Annotated in this window: 14 protein-coding genes; 5 read left to right on the top strand and 9 right to left on the bottom strand. The window is 65.9% G+C overall.

The window, feature by feature from the left end; genetic code table 11:
* Positions 1 to 20: 20 nt before the first annotated feature.
* Both citZ and RH858_RS02535 read right to left on the bottom strand, forming a co-directional pair.
* The gene (gene citZ / locus RH858_RS02530) at positions 21 to 1,160 is read right to left on the bottom strand and encodes a citrate synthase (RefSeq protein ID WP_310561070.1); all 1,140 of its coding nucleotides are present in this window, start codon (positions 1,158 to 1,160) and stop codon (positions 21 to 23) included.
* A 121-nt stretch (positions 1,161 to 1,281) separates the two neighbouring features.
* A complete protein-coding gene (locus tag RH858_RS02535) occupies positions 1,282 to 2,424 on the bottom strand; it encodes a thiolase family protein (protein ID WP_259533688.1) in 1,143 nt (380 codons plus the stop codon).
* A gap of 145 nt (positions 2,425 to 2,569) precedes the next feature.
* Between RH858_RS02535 and RH858_RS02540 the strand changes: the two genes are divergently transcribed.
* Together RH858_RS02540 and RH858_RS02545 are read left to right on the top strand one after the other, a co-directional pair.
* Entirely contained in the window at positions 2,570 to 4,099 is a 1,530-nt protein-coding gene (locus RH858_RS02540; RefSeq protein ID WP_310561071.1) for an ATP-binding protein, read from the top strand.
* Positions 4,099 to 4,938, top strand: coding sequence for an MBL fold metallo-hydrolase (locus tag RH858_RS02545; protein WP_310561072.1), 840 nt, complete (start codon positions 4,099 to 4,101; stop codon positions 4,936 to 4,938). Before RH858_RS02540 ends, RH858_RS02545 begins: the two co-directional genes overlap by 1 nt.
* A 30-nt stretch (positions 4,939 to 4,968) precedes the next feature.
* Here RH858_RS02545 and RH858_RS02550 read toward each other — a convergent pair whose 3' ends face one another.
* Both RH858_RS02550 and RH858_RS02555 read right to left on the bottom strand, forming a co-directional pair.
* Positions 4,969 to 6,825 (bottom strand): PQQ-like beta-propeller repeat protein, encoded by a 1,857-nt coding sequence (locus RH858_RS02550; protein ID WP_259533692.1) that lies wholly within the window; start codon positions 6,823 to 6,825, stop codon positions 4,969 to 4,971.
* A gap of 87 nt (positions 6,826 to 6,912) precedes the next feature.
* The gene (locus RH858_RS02555) at positions 6,913 to 9,057 is read right to left on the bottom strand and encodes a hypothetical protein (protein ID WP_310561073.1); all 2,145 of its coding nucleotides are present in this window, start codon (positions 9,055 to 9,057) and stop codon (positions 6,913 to 6,915) included.
* A 52-nt stretch (positions 9,058 to 9,109) separates the two neighbouring features.
* On the opposite strand from RH858_RS02555, the gene cdd reads away from it, so the two are divergent.
* Positions 9,110 to 9,550 (top strand): cytidine deaminase, encoded by a 441-nt coding sequence (gene cdd, locus RH858_RS02560; RefSeq protein ID WP_310561074.1) that lies wholly within the window; start codon positions 9,110 to 9,112, stop codon positions 9,548 to 9,550.
* Here cdd and gnd read toward each other — a convergent pair.
* Positions 9,547 to 10,446 carry a phosphogluconate dehydrogenase (NAD(+)-dependent, decarboxylating) gene (gene gnd / locus RH858_RS02565; protein ID WP_310561075.1) on the bottom strand — a complete coding sequence of 300 codons (900 nt, stop codon included), beginning with the start codon at positions 10,444 to 10,446 and terminating at the stop codon, positions 9,547 to 9,549. The two genes, cdd and gnd, sit on opposite strands and share 4 nt — an antisense overlap.
* Positions 10,447 to 10,540: 94 nt before the next feature.
* On the opposite strand from gnd, the gene msrA reads away from it, so the two are divergent.
* Positions 10,541 to 11,077 carry a peptide-methionine (S)-S-oxide reductase MsrA gene (gene msrA, locus RH858_RS02570; RefSeq protein WP_310561076.1) on the top strand — a complete coding sequence of 179 codons (537 nt, stop codon included), beginning with the start codon at positions 10,541 to 10,543 and terminating at the stop codon, positions 11,075 to 11,077.
* 31 nt (positions 11,078 to 11,108) lie between these two features.
* Here msrA and RH858_RS02575 read toward each other — a convergent pair whose 3' ends face one another.
* Positions 11,109 to 11,678 (bottom strand): SRPBCC family protein, encoded by a 570-nt coding sequence (locus RH858_RS02575; protein ID WP_259533700.1) that lies wholly within the window; start codon positions 11,676 to 11,678, stop codon positions 11,109 to 11,111.
* A gap of 175 nt (positions 11,679 to 11,853) precedes the next feature.
* Between RH858_RS02575 and hflX the strand changes: the two genes are divergently transcribed.
* Entirely contained in the window at positions 11,854 to 13,149 is a 1,296-nt protein-coding gene (gene hflX, locus RH858_RS02580) for a GTPase HflX (RefSeq protein ID WP_259533702.1), read from the top strand.
* A gap of 41 nt (positions 13,150 to 13,190) precedes the next feature.
* On the opposite strand, the gene RH858_RS02585 is transcribed toward hflX, so the two are convergent.
* The 3 genes from RH858_RS02585 to RH858_RS02595 all read right to left on the bottom strand — a co-directional run bounded on the left by RH858_RS02585 (position 13,191) and on the right by RH858_RS02595 (position 16,082).
* Entirely contained in the window at positions 13,191 to 13,835 is a 645-nt protein-coding gene (locus RH858_RS02585) for a helix-turn-helix domain-containing protein (protein ID WP_259533704.1), read from the bottom strand.
* Between the two features lie 77 nt (positions 13,836 to 13,912).
* Positions 13,913 to 15,136, bottom strand: coding sequence for a CBS domain-containing protein (locus tag RH858_RS02590; protein WP_259533705.1), 1,224 nt, complete (start codon positions 15,134 to 15,136; stop codon positions 13,913 to 13,915).
* A gap of 175 nt (positions 15,137 to 15,311) precedes the next feature.
* Positions 15,312 to 16,082: an alpha/beta hydrolase gene (locus RH858_RS02595; protein WP_259533707.1), complete on the bottom strand. Its 771-nt coding sequence runs from the start codon at positions 16,080 to 16,082 to the stop codon at positions 15,312 to 15,314.
* Positions 16,083 to 16,210: the final 128 nt, after the last annotated feature.

A 16,210-nucleotide genomic window follows, 5' to 3' on the forward strand; every position in this document is an offset into this window, starting at 1 on the left:
ACCGCTACCGCTTCGGATGGCTACCGTTCCGCAACCGGCGGGTACGACCGTTCGAGTTCGCCGACGTACCGGGCCCGCGGACGGATCAACCGGTTGTCCTCGTACTGTTCGAGGACGTGTGCGATCCAGCCGCCGACCCGGGAGATCGCGAAGATGGGGGTGAACAGGTCGATCGGGATCCCCATCTGGTAGTACGTGGTCGCCGAGTAGAAGTCGACGTTCGGCGGGATCCCCTTCTCTTCGGCCATGAAATCCTCGATCGCGACGCTCATCTCGTACCACCTGGTGTCGCCGGCCGCCTCGCCGAGTTCCTCGCTTTTCTCCCCCAGTATCTTCGCCCGCGGATCCTTCACGTCGTACACACGGTGACCGAAGCCGGCGATGCGCTCGCCGCGGTCGAGCGCGTTCACGACCCAGTCCACCGAATCCATCTCGGAGTCGTCGACCTCCTGCAACATCCGCATCACGTTGGCGTTGGCGCCGCCGTGGAGGCTCCCAGACAGCGTCCCGATCGCCGAGGTCACCGCGGCGTGGATGTCGGCGAGCGTGGAGGCGGTCACCATCGCCGAGAACGTCGAGGCGTTGAGCCCGTGATCCGCGTGCAACACCAGCGCCATGTCGAACGTCTCGGAAAGCACCGCGTCGGGCACCTCGCCGTTGAGCATGTACAGGAAGTTCTCGGCGTGGTCCAGTTCGGGATCGGGCTCGACCGGCTCGTCGCCGTCCCGAAGCCGTTTGAACGCAGCGAGCGCCGTCGGCATCTTTGCGGTGATCCGCTTGCCTTTCCGGACGTTCGCTTCGAGGTCGGTGACCTCCGCTTCGCCCGCGTCTTCGTCAGCTGCCGAAAGCGCCGACGTGATCGTCCGCAGCGCCGCCATCGGCTCCTCCTCCTGGTCGGCCAGTTCACGAACCACGTCCATCGTTCCCGGCGCGAGGGAGCGCTGTGTTGCCATCTCCTCGGAGAACCGATCGAGCTGTGCCGGGGTGGGTAACTCACCGTGCCACAGGAGATACAACACCTCCTCGTAGCTCGCCTCCCGTGCGAGGTCTTCGATCGCGTACCCCCGATAGACGAGCTTTCCGGCCTCGCCGTCGATGTAGCTCAGCTCCGATTCCGCGACGAGGACGCCTTCCAGACCCGGTCGTAACTCCTCGGACATGACGTAGAGATTCACAGACAGGGTGGAAAAACATTACCGTTGTCGCGCCGATTCAACGAATCGTCGGGTCATATTTCGTCGATCGACGAATTAAAGGCGGATATCGCCCGACGGAACGCGGCTATCGCGAGAACTCGATCGCCGCACCCTGCCCGAAGCCGACACAAAGCGTCGCCAGTCCCCGGTCGGCGTCGCGTTTCAGCATCTCGTGAATCAGCGTCACGGGGAGTCGCGCGCCCGAGGCGCCCAGCGGGTGGCCGATCGCGATCGCGCCGCCGTTGACGTTGAACCGCTCTTCGTCGATTCCGAGTTCGCGCCGGGAGTACTCACACTGGGAGGCGAACGCCTCGTTGAGTTCGACGAGATCGTAGTCGTCGATCTCCCGTCCCGCCCGCTCGAGCAGGTTCCGGGTTGCGGGCACCGGGCCGATGCCCATCACCGTCGGATCGACGCCGGCGACGGCGTTGGTGCCGATCTCGGCGAGTACGTCGAGGCCCTGGTCTTCGGCGAAGGCGCGACTGGTCACCAGAAGCGACGCCGCGCCGTCGGAAATCTGCGAGGAGTTGGCCGCCGTAACGGTTCCATCGCCCGTAAACGCCGGCGGCAGCCCCGAGATCGTCTCGACGTCGGTGTCCGGACGAATGCCCTCGTCCTCCTCGATCAGTCCCTCGTCAGTTTTGACGGGGACGATCTCGTCGTCGAATCGTCCCGTTTCGGTCGCCTCCGCCGCGCGGTGGTGGCTGCGAACAGCGTATTCGTCTTGCGCCTCGCGACTCACCCCGTACTCCTCGGCCACTTTCTCGGCGGTCATTCCCATCTGGAGCTGGAACACGTTGTATTTGTTCGACAGCTCCGGGTGGAGATGCTGATAGGAGTCACCGTCCATCGGAACGCGCGTCATGTTCTCGGCGCCGCCGACGAGCACGCAGTCGCGGTTGCCCGCCGCGATCGCGTCGCCCGCGCTGACGATCGCCTGCATCGAGGAGGCACACCATCGGTTGATCGTCGTCGCGGGAGTCCCCTCCCCGAGCTCCGAGAGGAGCGCGATCACGCGCGCGACGTTGTTGTCCTGTTCCGTCCGCTGCTGGGCGATTCCCCACATCAGGTCGTCGATCTGGTCGGCCGACAGCCCCGTCTCTTCGAGAACGTGATCGATCAGCGCGACCGACAGATCCTCCGTGCGCGTGTCCGCAAACACCCCGTCCTCCCGACCCTGGGGGGTTCGGTACGCCGCCGTAACGACCGGTGTGGTATCGTCACTCATGTACGGGTGAGTCGTCCCTCACGGTCTTAAAGACGGATGGAACGCGGAGAAATCCCAAACAAGTTGTTTATTTACATCCCCGTGCGGCCGGACGGGCCGCCCGGCTTCGACGCGCTTAAACGACTCGGCCTTTTAATTCGGTAGGATGAACGACCCCGCTCTCGACGTGGTCGAGTTCGTGTTGACGGCTCACTGCTACACCGAGGACCGTCGACTCGAGGAGAGCGACCTACCGCCGCGGTTCCGCCAGGTGTTCTGGACGGACGGCGAGATCGAACGACCGCTCCGCCCCACGGAGTCGACGACGACGACCGCCACCGGCGTCGAACGTCCCTGGGAGGCGATATCGGATCTCCTCTTCACTGGGCGCGAGGAGTTCTCCGGCGAGCTACAGCTCACGCAGCCGGAGATGGCGCTCGAGTGGTTTCTCAAACGGACCGACCCGGAGCGCCTCCGGACGAACCCGACGCTCGCTTCCGCCGCCGAGAAGTTCTTCGAGGATGGTGTCCCGGAGGAGGTCGGCCCCGACGTCACCGCGATTACCCACGAAGAGGCCCAGGAGAACGTCCGGCCGATCCAGGCCGACCGGGTGTGGATCGACTCACTGCTCGAGGAGTACTTCGACGAGGAGGAGGACGCCGAGATGCTGGATCTCGTCACCGTGAAAGCGCCCGAGGAAATCGAAACCACCCTCGACGACCTGGTGTTGACCGAAGATCAGGAGGACGAGATCGCGAAGCTGGTACAGGCGATCGAACACCGGGACTACCTGGCGTCGATCGGCCTCCGAGAGATCGGCAAGCTGCTGTTCGTCGGCCCGCCCGGAACCGGAAAGACAACGATTTCCCGGGCGCTGGCCCACGAACTCGGCCTGCCGTTCGTCGAGGTCAAGCTCTCGATGATCACCTCCCAGTACCTCGGCGAAACCGCCAAAAACGTCGAGAAGACCTTCGAGGTCGCAAAGCGGCTCTCCCCGTGTATTCTCTTCATCGACGAGTTCGACTCCGTGGCGAAGACCCGACGTAGCGACGAACACGCCGCGTTGAAACGCGCCGTGAACACCCTACTCAAGAGCATCGACGAGGTGTCGCTGATCCGCGACGAGGTGCTTTTGATCGGCGCCACCAACCATCCAGACCAGCTTGACGCCGCCGCCTGGCGTCGGTTCGACGAGATCGTCAACTTCCCGCGCCCCGACGAGGAGATGCGCCGGGACATCCTCGAAGTGATCACCCGGCAGATGGAAATCGCCTGCTTCGACCCCGAGGAAGTGGCGACCCGGACGGAGGGACTCACCGGCTCCGACCTCCGGATGGTGATGCGTGAGGCCGTCCTCGAGGCGCTGGTCGAGGGGCGTCGCGAACTGACCCAGGATGACGTCCTCGCGGCCGTCGAGGACTTCGAGGAACGCGACAACCTCAAGAATATGGACATGATCGAGGGCGAGGGGGCCGCGATCACCGGTGGCTCCGGCGATTCCGGGGGCGGAGACGACAACCACACCCACGATCACGACCACGATCACGATCACGACCACGATCACGATCACGACCACGATCACGATCACGACCACGATCACGATCACGACCACGATCACGATCACGATACGTCGAACGGGAGGGAGTCCGATACGAAGTCGTCGGCCGAACAGCGACAGGATCCGGCGCAGCACTAATGCGCGTCACGCTGCTTGGAACAGGTGACACGACCGGCACGCCGACGGTCGGATGTGACTGTGACACCTGCAGCGAGGCCCGCCGGCGAGGCGTGGCCAGAACCAGGTTTTCTGTCCACGTCGAAAACGAGCGAACCGGCGAGTCGCTGCTGGTCGACGTCAGCCCCGACTTCCGGACGCAGATGCTCCGTCAGGGGGTGCCGCTCCCGGACGCGGCGATCGTCACCCACATCCACTTCGACCACCTCGACGGGCTCGGCAACGTCTATCGGACCATCGACGACCTGGCGGTGCACGCCGCAAACGAGACCGACCCCGAAACGACCGAAAGCGTGGCCGAAACCGTCGAACGGCGGTACGACTACCTCGCGGGGCGGCTCGAGGTCCACCACGAGACGCCCGGCGAGCCGTTCCGGGCTGCGGGATTCGACGTCACGCTGGTTCCCGTGTCGCATCCGCCGCTTTTCTGTTACGGGCTCCGGATCGAAGAGCCCGTCGAGGACGGCGACGATCCGGCCGTGCTCGCGATCACCGGCGACACGAGTTACGACATCCCCGAGGCGAGTCGCGCGGCGCTTTCGGGAGCGGACCTGTTGCTTGCCGACGCCATCGTTCCGGCGAGTTCCTGTGTCCATCATCCGATCGGCGGAAACCACCACGACGACAACGGGGTCCCCAGGACCTTCGGAACCAAACACATGACCCGAGAGGGCGCACTCCAGCTGGCCGAGGAGCTGAACGCCGACAGGCTCCGACTCGTCCACATCGCCCACTTTTACCCCGCAGACGAGGCGTTCGAGGAGCCGCTGGCCGTCGACGGCGAACGGTACGAGCTGTGAGACGGCCGACAGCGCCGTCGAAACGCGGGCTCAAACGAAAAACACCAGCATACCGAGCAGGAACGTCACGAGCCCGTAGATCGGGACGGCGACGAACGCGAAGACGACGTGGACGATCGCCCACTCGCGTTTGATCCGGTCTGCCGGGCGATCCAGCGCCGTCTCGTGTGCCGGCAGCCAGCGATAGGCGATCACCGCCCACGGGCCGCCGATCGCAAGCGCCGCAACCACCGGCGGCCAGAGGAACAACGCCCCGACGAGCAGTGGCCCGGAAACCCCACCGAGTGGGCCGAACAGACGGGGGAGTCCGAGCTGGATGGCCAAAAACAGCGCCCCGAAGACGGTCGAAAGCGCGACGCCCGCAAGGAAGTGAGCGAACACGGCGTCCCGTCCCGTAACCGTCTCGATCGGCCGGCGGCGGAGTTTTCCCGCAAAGATCGTGGGCGGGAGCCGCGAGTAGTTGCCCAGCCGGATCAGCCCCCACGTGAGGCCGGCCGCGACGAGGCCGCCGAGCAGGCCGCCGACGGCACCGAAGCTGGTCATCCCGAGTTCGGCGTTGTCCCTGAGCCATCGCACCAAGTCGACGACGCCGCCTTCCCTGGCGTCGGCGCCCTCCGAAAGCGCCTGCGTCGTTCTGACCATGTGGGTCGCGTAGACGGTGTCGCCGACGACAGCGAGTTCGTTGTCGGTGCCACCGTACGGATCGCCGGGGCGGTGCTGCCACGCGAGGGTACCCGACTCGCGATCGATCGCGTAGATCGCGTCGCTGTCGGAGATGTACACGTGCTCGCTGCCGACCGTCGGCGGGGATCGCGGATCGTCGACGCTCCACTCGGTCCAGACGACCTCGCCGGCGTCGGTGTCGAATGCCGCCACGCCGGCCGGCTCCTCGTAGCCCGTGCTCGTCGGGTAGTACAGGGTTCCGTCGGCGTACGCCATCGGCGTGTCGTAGTGGACGTCGACGTCGTACTCCGCGCGGATCTCCCCGGAGTCGGGGTCGATTGCATAGAGGTGCTCGCTCGTGTGCGTGTACAGGGTAGCGTCGGCCAAAAGGAGGTGACGCGTGTACCGATCGACCGACTGCGTCCAGCGGAGTTCCTCCGTCTCACGATCGAACGCGTGTAAAACCGTCGGATCCTCGTGGGTCCGCTGTTCCCCGCCCAGCGAGTAGACTGCGTCGTCGGTCACCACCGGGAGACCGGCCTGCCCCTCGTGGGTGACCCGCCACAGGTCTGGCCAGTCGCCATCCGCCGGCGTCGGATCGACGCCGAGTATCACCCGTTCCCCGTTGTCGGTCCCGGCGATTGCGACGGTGCCGTCGTCGGCTACGGTCGGCGACTCCGTCACGTCGAAGCCGAGTTCGTACTCCCACTCGATCGCCCCCGTCTCCCTGTCGACGGCCACCAGCGTGTCTTTCATCTCCCACCCGCCGTGAACTGCGAGCACGTGGGTTTCGGTCACCGCGGGCGTCGTCCAGACGCCACCCTCCAGTTCGGTCTGCCACTGGACGCTCCCCGACTCGGCGTCCAGCGCGATCAGGTCACCGTGCCGATTGCCGGTGTAGAGCGTGCCGTCGGAAACGGCGGGGCCGCCGCCTGTCGCCCCGGTCCGAACGATCCAGGCCGGCCCGACGTCGGCTGCCGGGCCGGGCGCTCCCGGATTCGCGCCTGTCAGCGCGGGATCGGCGCGCACGGACGGCCAGTCGCTACCGGGAGACGAGTCCGTCTGGGCCACAGCCCCGTCGATCGCCCCCGAATCGACAGGAGTAACTCCGGCACCGATCGCCCCGACGGCGAAGGCCACGAGGAGTACCGCGAAGACGAATCCGACCACGATCGCCGCAATGCGCCACGGGAACCGCGCCCCTCGTGTCGGTTCAGTAACCATACTGGAACGTCTCGACGAAAGACCTTAGCTATGCTGTCTTCCTGGACGTCGTCGATCAGCGTTCGGCTCCGATCTGGAGCGCCCGGATCATCGACGTCGCGCGAGGAGAGCGACCAGCGCCACGACGAGAGCAACCACCGCGGTCGCCGGACCGAACCCGGGCGTCCGGACAGAGGTTTCGTCGGCGTCAGTCGGGGTCGCAGGCTCGGTCGGCGTCTGCGTCGGGGTTGCCGACGGTGAAACCACGATCGTTTGCGAGCGATCGCCGACCTGAACCGTCACCTCGCCGTCGCGTTCGGGCTGGATCGTCCATTCGAGGGTCTCCTTCCCGTCGACGTCGAGGATCACCTCCATGGGGTCGCGCTCGTCGCCGTCGACGGCGACCGGGAACGTCCCTCGGGCGGGCACTCTGCCGTCGTTGCGGACGGTCGCGGTGACGGTCGTCGTCTCGCCGAGTGTGAGTTCCGCCGGCGAAACGCCGACGTCGACGACCGTCGGCTCGGCCGGTTCCCCAACGACCACGGAGAGTCGCTCCCCGCCGACGTTGATCTGGTGTTCTCCAGGGCCACCGAACTCCCGTTCGAACCGCTCGATCGTGGTCTCGCCGGCGCCGATCCTGCCGTCGCGGCTGTCGACCACCCTGCCGTCGACGACCATCGTGAGATCGTACTCGCCGGCGGTGCCGCCGGTGTTTTCGATCTCGACGGCGATCTCGAGCGTCTCGTCGGTCACGAGTTCCACGGGTTCTCCGGCCACCGGCCGGTCGCGGTAGGGGCCCGCGACGCGGACGGCCTCCTCGCCCGCGATCGAGTAGCTGATTCTGGCAGGCAGCTGTCCGAACGCCCCGTCGTGGGCTTCCCGGTCCCAGGCGGCTGGCACTGCCTCCGTCGTCGTGTACCGGCCGGCCTCTTCGGCGACAGTGCTGCCGCCTGCGTCGTTTACGAGGCTCAGAAACGTTCCCCCGTCGACGGGCTCGTCTCGCGCGTTCAACTCGCGGAACACAGTTGCGAGTGTCGCCTCCCCGTCGGTCGACAGCCGAATCTGTCGATCGATCTCTCCCGCGACCAGCGCACCCTTGGTGTAGTCGGCGTTGTTCCGCCAGGTGGCGGGCTCTGAAAGTACGGACTCCGCCTGGGGGGAGCGCTCGCCGCGGGCCAGGACCCGCCGGAAGTCGTCGAAGTCGACGTCACCCCGTTGGAGCGTGAGCAGGGCGGCGTAGTAGGTGGCCGAGGCTTCGGTGAACCACCGTGTGCTCCCGTCGGTCCGGTACCCCTGCCTGGAGTGGACGTACTCGTGGACCCAGACGTTCTGCGGATCGTCGAGGCGTTCGAAGTCCCGGACCCACATGTCGGCCGGGCCGGTCTGGAGCCCCCGCACCGCCCACGCGACGTCGTCGGTCGGCGCGGCGACGACGAACACCGACGGGTCGCGGCTACCCACCCGAAGAGCGTCGGAGCTGTCGGCGAACACCTCGAGGATCTCCTCGGGAGGCTCCTCCAGCTGTGCGGCGTCGGGAACGACGAGCCGGAACCGCTGGCCGTGAGCCTCTCGGACGTGCTCGTCGTACGGGCCCAGATACGCCACGACGTCGCCCGTGGAGCCCTCCCCGTCGACAGTGTGTTCCCGGTGAAGTCGGACGTCTTCGCCCCGCCACCCCCATCCGACGCGAATGTTCGGCACGCGAACCAGCCCCCAGTCGCCGGTGTCGACGAAGACGTAATCCCCGTCACCGGCGAGCGGTCCCGGCTCGCTCGTCTGATTGGCGTCCATCCGGTATCGCAGGTGTGGCTCGTCGGTCGAGCCGTCCCACTCGTAGGTGCGGTCCCCAGCGGCGTCGAAGCCGGTCGTCTCCACCGATTTCGCCTTCTCGGGAAGCGTCACCTCCAGGCGGGTCACGCGGTCCGGGACCGTGATGCGGGTGGTTGCACCGTACTCACCGGCGGGTTCGACCCGCCGGAGTTCGGTCCACATCTCGAGATCATCGCCCGTTGATCGGACTGGGGCTTTGATCCCCTCCTCCCCCTCGAGGACAGCAGCACCGTCGTCCGGGGCGGTGTCGACGACGGCGTCGAAGCCGTTCTCGTCGACGATTTCGTGGGTATCCCCGTTGGCGACCGCGTGGGTGTCCACCCCCATATCGACCGATCCGATCCCTGCGGCGACCCCGGCCCCGCCGAGAACGAACACCACGAGGAAAAGCGCAACGAGCCAGCCCGGTGGGATCGGACGCATGCCCCGAACACGGACGCGGAGACTTATAAGTCCCCTCGCCGGAACGGGAGCCATGGACGAAACTGGCTCCGGCGCCGAACCGTTGATCGAACGCGCCCGGGAGGCGCTCGCGAACGCACACGTCCCCTACTCGGAGTACCGGGTCGGCGCGGCGCTGGAAACGGCAGACGGTACGGTGTACACCGGCTGCAACATCGAGAACGCGAACTACTCCAACAGCCTCCATGCCGAGGAGGTCGCGCTCGCGGCGGCGGTAAGCGACGGCCACACCGACTTCGACAGGATCGCGGTGACCTCCGGCGCCCGGGACGGCGTCACCCCCTGTGGAATGTGTCGCCAGACGCTCGCGGAGTTTTGCGACGAGTCGTTTCCGGTGCTGTGCGACGAGGGCGACAGGGAACCGGGAAGTACGTACACGCTGGGTGAACTGCTGCCGAACACCATCTCCCAGAACACGCTGGAGGCGGCGGACGAGGCCGACGGCGACCGCTAGCTGTCCCGCCTTGCGACCTCGTGCCGGCCGAAGCCGTACCGCAACCGGTTCGCAAGCCTGCGGGAGAACCGGGCGTCTGCCCGGGAACCGAACCGCTCGGAAAGCGCCGTGTAGATCAGCGGCAGCGGCACCTCCTGTTCCAGCGACTCCTGGACCGTCCAGGTGCCCGTCGAGCCGCCGGCGACGTGGTCAGCGACGTCTCCGAGATCGGATCCCTCCTCGCGGAACGCCTCCTCGCACAGCTCGAGCAGCCACGACCGGATGACGGCACCGTTGTTCCAGGTTCGGGCGACCGCCTCCAGATCGAGGTCGTACCGCCCCTCGTGGAGTAGTTCGAATCCCTCGCCGTACGCCTGCATCAGTGCATACTCCACCCCGTTGTGAATCATCTTCACGTAGTGGCCCGATCCCGACTCGCCCATGCGGTCGTGACCCTCCGGGCCGGTCGCGACCGCGTCGAACGCGGGAGACAGCTCCTCGTAAGCGGATTCGGGACCGCCGACCATCAGTGAAAACCCGAGTTCGGCCCCGGCCGGGCCGCCGGAGGTACCACAGTCGAGATACGCCGCATCCGTCGACTCCGCGCGACGAACCGACGCCTCGAAGTGGGAGTTGCCGCCGTCGACGACGACGTCCCTGTCGGTCAGGTGTGGCTCCAGCTCCGCGAGCGTCTCGTCGACCGGGTCGCCCGCGGGCACCATCAGCCAGATCCGCTTCGGCTCCGGGAGTCGGTCACACAGGTCCGCAACCGAGTCGGCCGGCGTCGCACCCAGCTCCGCGGCTGCGGCGGTCGCCTCCGGCGAAACGTCGTACGCGATCACTTCGTGTCCCGCATCCAGCACCCGATCGACGACGATCCGTCCCATGCGTCCGAGTCCGATGACGCCCAGTTCCATATCTGGGGCTCACCGTCCGTGCGGTAAGCCGTTGCGGTCTGGTGTCGCTTCGCGGCGCGCGCCATTCATGTCCCTCGAGTCCCAAGGGGAGCCGATGAGGAATCAACTCGAAACCGCGACGTTCGGCGGCGGCTGTTTCTGGTGTATCGAGGCCGCATTCGAGGAGCTTGCGGGCGTCAGGCAGGTCACCTCCGGCTACGCCGGGGGACACACCGAGGAGCCCACCTACGAGGGGGTCTGTACGGGCGAAACCGGCCACGCCGAGGTAGTCCAGGTGGAGTACGATCCCGACGAGATCAACTACCAGAAACTGATCGAGGTGTTCTTCACCGTCCACGATCCGACACAGTTGAACCGCCAGGGCCCCGACGTCGGGACTCAGTACCGGTCGATCGTGCTGTATCACGACGACACCCAGCGCCGAATCGCCGAGGAGTTCATCGACGCGCTCGATCAGGTGTACGACGACGACGTGGTGACCGAACTCGAGCCGCTCGAGACGTTCTATCGTGCAGAGGAGAAACATCAAAACTACTTCGCGAAGAACCCCAACGACGCCTACTGTACGTTCCACGCGCAGCCCAAAGTAGAGAAAGTGCGCGAGAAGTTCGACGCGAAGATCGAGAACTGAGCCCGTCGAAGTCGGTGGCGCACCAGGTCGCCTACAGCCGCTGTGAGTCGACGTGTACGTCGAGTTCGACCGCGCGAGGTTTTCCTTCGAGATCGGCGACCGCACGGGAGACGATCCGTTCGGCCTCCCGTTGGATCCGGGGGAGCACCTTCGAGAGCACCCAGTCGAAGGAGACCAGTTCCGGGAGGTCGAACACGCCCGCACGGGCGGAGTCCGGGTCGAAAAACACCTGGAACGTCACCTCGCAGGCTTCCCCTTCCGGGTTGCCGGAGACGGCCGCCGCGTCGGTTTTCAACGTCTCCCCGGGATCCAGCTCAAGGGGATCGACGTGCCAGTAGCCGTACGCGTCGATGTCCTTCGTGAGTCGCCAGTCGATCCGGTCCGGCGGATCGACGTCGGTTACCTTCGAGTGGGCGGTGTAGGACAGCTGCCACCACGAGAACGTGAGACCGTAGCGGGTTCCCGGACCGCCGTCACCCTCGTACGTTTCGACTGTTTCGAGGTACTGTGAATATTCCGCGTATCCGGGGAAGTCAAGCAAAAACTCGAACGCCTCCTCCCGGGGCACGTACACGACTGCGGAGACGCGAATTTCGTCCACGGTGGCCGAGTTATTCGTCGAAGGTTAAAAACACCCGTGGCCAGACAGCGTTCGACCGACCCGGAGACGCACTCGCGCTCGGACGGGTTTAAGGTGATCCGGTACCAAATTTGGGGCGAACAGTGCTGTACACCCGTAGACACCCGAGCGTCCCGACACGCCAGGACACCGACGCATGAAGGCAGTGCTCGCAAAGCGCGTCGACAGCGGCACGGCCGATCTGACGGAGATCGAGGATCTCGCGGTTTCCGCGGGATACGACGTGGTGGGTCGACTCACCCAGACCCGGACGGAGGACGCGGCGTACCACTTCGGCGAGGGGAAGGTCGACGAACTCGCCGAGCTGGTCGACCGGACGGACGCCGATGCCGTCATCATCGACAACGAAGTCGGTCCGTATCAGACGTTCAACCTCGGACAGAAGCTTCCGGAAGGCGTCGAAGTAGTCGACCGGTTCACGCTGATCCTCGACATCTTCGGGCAGCGGGCCAACACCCGAACGGCGCAGTTACAGGTAGAGCTGGCACAGCTGCGATACGAACTGCCGCGTGCGGAGGCGAAAGCGAGCCTGGCAAAACGCGACGAGCGGCCCGGATTTATGGGGCTGGGGGAGTACGACGAGTCCCGGGAACGGGACATCAAGCGCCAGATTTCCGAGATCCGCGAGGAGCTCGAATCGATCGCGGACAAAGAGCGGTCCCGTCGCGAGCAGCGTCGCGACTCCGGGTTCGATCTGGTCGCGCTGGCCGGCTACACCAACGCGGGGAAGTCGACGCTGTTGCGCCAGCTCGCAGCGGAGTTGGACGTCGACGAAAACGTGGACCGTCACCCCGACCTGGCGACGACGGCCGAATCCGAAGACAGGCTGTTTACGACGCTCGGGACGACGACACGCCGGGCGAAGATGCAGCGGCGGGACGTGTTGCTGACGGACACCGTGGGCTTCATTTCGGATCTGCCACACTGGCTCGTCGAGTCGTTCCAGTCGACGCTGGACTCCGTCTACCGGGCCGACCTGGTGTTGCTCGTCGTCGACGCGGGGGAGCCGACCCAGACGATGCGCGAGAAGCTCGTTACCTCCCACGACACCCTCTATGAACGCAACGAGGCACCGATCGTCACCGTGTTCAACAAGATCGATCGGATTAGCGACGAGGAACTCGCGGAGAAACGCGCTGCGATGTCGGACATCGCCCCGAACCCGGTGGCCGTGTCGGCGAAAACCGGCGCCGGGATCGACCGCCTGCGCGAGCGCGTCGAGGAGGAACTACCCGACTGGCACCGGGAACGGCTGTTGTTGCCTCTCTCGGAGGCGACGATGGGCGTCGTCTCCTGGATCCACGACAACGCGCACGTAAAAGAGGAGACCTACTCCGAGGAGTACGTCACCCTGGAGTTCGAGGCCAGACCGGCAGTCGTCTCGAAGGCCCGGGCGAAAGCCGCCGAGATCGCGCCGGCCGAATCAGTCTGAGAGGATCGGCTCGAGATCAGTCTGAGAGGATCGGCTCGAGATCAGTCTGAGAGGATCGGCTCGAGGAGTTTCGTCTGGGCGGCCGCGAGGTGTTCTGCGAACGTCGAGTGGCTGATCCCCAGCGCCTCCGCGACATCGCCCGCGTTCGTCCCACTGTCGTAATCGAAATAGCCCATCGCGAAGGCGGTCCGGACCACCTCGCGCTGGCGCTCGGTGAGCCGGCTTCGGTTGACGAGCACGTAATCGTCACCTGCGCCGTCGTTCTCCCGCACGAGGTGGCGCAGTCGAACGTCGTCGAAGGCCGCCTGGAGGTCTGACACCACGGATCTGACCGCTTCCACGTCGGACGCGTACAGCCACAGGAAAAGCGCGCCGTTCTCCGCGCGGATCGCCGAGATGGGCGTCCCCGAGCGTTCGACCACCTCACAGACGCAGTCGTCGGCCGTCTCTCGCCTGAACCGATAGACGTCGATCCCGTCGGCGGAGAACACCTTGCGGATCTCCTCATCGGAAAGCGACTCGGTACCCTCCGGCGTGGTCAATTCGAACTCCTCGATGACGGCGCCCGACTCGACGCGAGAGGACCGCGTCACGCCATCGATCGGCCCGTCGATCTCACTGGAAGCACGAGCGAGGGGACATCCCGTCGCGTTGCGAACGACGAAGGCCGCCCGTATTCCGCTCATAACGTAAAAGCAAGCCTACGAACTCAAAGAGTAGACTGGTCGTTGCCAATAACTGAGAACGGGTGTGGGGGGAGCGATCAGCCTTCGAGCCACCAGCCGAACCGTTTCTCCCAGAACTCCTCGTCCCGCGGCTTCTTGCTCTTGCCGTAGGTCTTCCGGTCCTGGATCCGCCGCTGGAGCACCTCGCGCGCCTCGCCGATGGCGTGGCTCGCGCCGTACCCCTCCCCGGATGCCATGTACAGCCCGCGGTCCGTGTGCAGACGGATTCGCGCGAGCAAAAGCGGCGTCCCTCGCAGCGTCTCATCGTGCTCGTGGAGGTGGATCCTCGCGTCGAGCACCGTCATGTTCCCGTCCCGCTGGTCGAACGAATCGACCATCTCCACGACCTCCGGGTAGCTCATGTCGTCCAGCAGGTCGCTGCCGTACAGCTGGACCGCCCGCGTCCCTTCGGCCTCCCAGGTGAGCGCCTCCAACACGTCGGTCTTCGTGACGATCCCGTTCGCCCCTCCGTCGTCGACGACGACGAGCGCCGAGCCGCCGACGTCGAACATCTCCCCGACGGCCTCCTGTAGCGTCCGGTCGGGCGCGATCGTCCGCACGGGCGAGACCATGACGTCCCGGACCGGGAGTTCGAGCATCCGGGCGAGCTCCCCTTCCCGTGCGCCGTAGCCGCCGCGCCTGGTTCGGCCGGCGCTGTGGGCGATCTCCCCGCCGAAGGGATCGGTGCCGGCGGCGTCCCCGCCCTGGCTTTTCCCCTCGGATCTGACGACGACCCCCATGACGTCGTACAGGCTGAGGATACCGACCGCGTCCCCGTCGTCGACCACCGGAAGGTGGGCGATCCGGTTGTCGCGGAGCACGTGCAACGCCTCTCCGAACGTCGAGTCGGGGGCCACCGAAACGAGATCCTCGCTGTAGACGTCGGCGACGGTGGCCGAATCGAGGAACGGTTCGACCGCACCGAGAACGCCGTCGGCAGTGACGACGCCGACCAGTTCACCGCCGTCGATTACGGGGAGGAACTGGGAATCGCTTCCAGTCATCAGCCGAGCGACCTTGCGGACGTCCTCGTCGGGCGCGAGCTGTGGAACGTGCCACACGAGCGACCCGAGCTTCTCATCGGGAGGGTGATAGGAGCTCGCGAGCTGCCGTCTCGTTACCACCCCCTCGACGTCCCCGCCTTCCTCGCGAACGACGACCCCTTTGACCGACGGATCCTCGAAGGTCCCGACCAGCTTCGAGACCCGTGCGTCGGGCGTAAACTCTACGTACTCCGTCGATACGATGTCGGCAATATCCATTGTTCTGTGGGTAGGTCCGCTCGGGATATCTCCGTTCCGATGCTCACAATCGGGATCCCGCGTTTTTGCGTTCCCGAATGGACGTTTGTCTGCCAGTTCCAAGTAGTTCGGGGGTGGTTCTCACCCCGCGGGAAGAAAGCGTTCGGTGGGGCCGTCCCGTTCGACCGAGGGGAGGCTACAGTCGCGAGAGGAACTCCTCGAGTGCGGCGTTGAACGCGGTCGGCTGTTCGAGCATCGCGAGGTGGGCGGCGTCCTCGACGTGGGCTAGTCCGCAGTCGGGGATCTCCTCGGCCAGGAACTCGTGATACCACGGCGGAGTGAGCTTGTCGTGTTCCCCGACGACTGCAAGCGAAGGTACGTCGATTCCATCGAGGCGGTCTCGAACGTCGAACGCGTGGCAGGTCCGGAAGTCCCGTTCGGTGACTGCCCGTCCGGCAGCTTCCATCGACTCCCGCGAGAGTTCGAGCAACCGCTCGTCGGGATCGTGAAACAGTCGGTTCCGGGCGTGGAGGAAGTCGACGGCCCGATCGAAGTCCTCCGAGAGCCACACGAGCAGGTCCTCGAGCACCGAGAGCTTCGCGCCCGTCCCGACCAGTACGAGCCCGGCAGGATCGAATTCGCGCTCGAGTGTGACCCACATGGCGACCGCCCCCCCGAGCGAGTTGCCGACGAGCACGTCCGCGCCCGTCTCCTCGGCGACCGCCTCGACGTCCGCCGCGTACGCCGAAAGCGACTCGACCCCGGCGTTGGCGTCGACGTCGTCGCTCTCGCCGTGTCCCGAAAGGTCCAGCGAGACGATTGGGTAGCGATCCGCCAGCCGGGACTGGCTCTTCCAGACGCCGTGGCTTCCCCCGCTGCCGTGGACACACAGAAGCGACGGCCCCGTCCCGCCCCGGTCGGACACCCGATAGGCGATCTCCCGCCCGTGGTGGCGCACTCGTTGCATACCTCGAAATCCGACGCCCGAAGATAAAAACCCCACCTGCTCCCCATTCGCCGCCTCGAACGGTCGCCACCACCGCATTTCCTGCGGTTCGACGGACGTCAGTGGTGTGAACCGCAATTCTACCGTTG

Origin of the sequence: Halalkaliarchaeum sp. AArc-GB (assembly GCF_031432225.1) — an archaeon.
GTDB lineage: Archaea > Halobacteriota > Halobacteria > Halobacteriales > Haloferacaceae > Halalkaliarchaeum.

Bases quoted from the DNA above. Each gene is read 5' to 3' on its own strand.
- citZ (WP_310561070.1), bottom strand. From the start codon at position 1,160: ATGTCCGAGGAGTTACGACCGGGTCTGGAAGGCGTCCTCGTCGCGGAA.
- RH858_RS02535 (WP_259533688.1), bottom strand. From the start codon at position 2,424: ATGAGTGACGATACCACACCGGTCGTTACGGCGGCGTACCGAACCCCC.
- RH858_RS02540 (WP_310561071.1), top strand. From the start codon at position 2,570: ATGAACGACCCCGCTCTCGACGTGGTCGAGTTCGTGTTGACGGCTCAC.
- RH858_RS02545 (WP_310561072.1), top strand. From the start codon at position 4,099: ATGCGCGTCACGCTGCTTGGAACAGGTGACACGACCGGCACGCCGACG.
- RH858_RS02550 (WP_259533692.1), bottom strand. From the start codon at position 6,825: ATGGTTACTGAACCGACACGAGGGGCGCGGTTCCCGTGGCGCATTGCG.
- RH858_RS02555 (WP_310561073.1), bottom strand. From the start codon at position 9,057: ATGCGTCCGATCCCACCGGGCTGGCTCGTTGCGCTTTTCCTCGTGGTG.
- cdd (WP_310561074.1), top strand. From the start codon at position 9,110: ATGGACGAAACTGGCTCCGGCGCCGAACCGTTGATCGAACGCGCCCGG.
- gnd (WP_310561075.1), bottom strand. From the start codon at position 10,446: ATGGAACTGGGCGTCATCGGACTCGGACGCATGGGACGGATCGTCGTC.
- msrA (WP_310561076.1), top strand. From the start codon at position 10,541: ATGAGGAATCAACTCGAAACCGCGACGTTCGGCGGCGGCTGTTTCTGG.
- hflX (WP_259533702.1), top strand. From the start codon at position 11,854: ATGAAGGCAGTGCTCGCAAAGCGCGTCGACAGCGGCACGGCCGATCTG.
- RH858_RS02585 (WP_259533704.1), bottom strand. From the start codon at position 13,835: ATGAGCGGAATACGGGCGGCCTTCGTCGTTCGCAACGCGACGGGATGT.
- RH858_RS02590 (WP_259533705.1), bottom strand. From the start codon at position 15,136: ATGGATATTGCCGACATCGTATCGACGGAGTACGTAGAGTTTACGCCC.
- RH858_RS02595 (WP_259533707.1), bottom strand. From the start codon at position 16,082: ATGCAACGAGTGCGCCACCACGGGCGGGAGATCGCCTATCGGGTGTCC.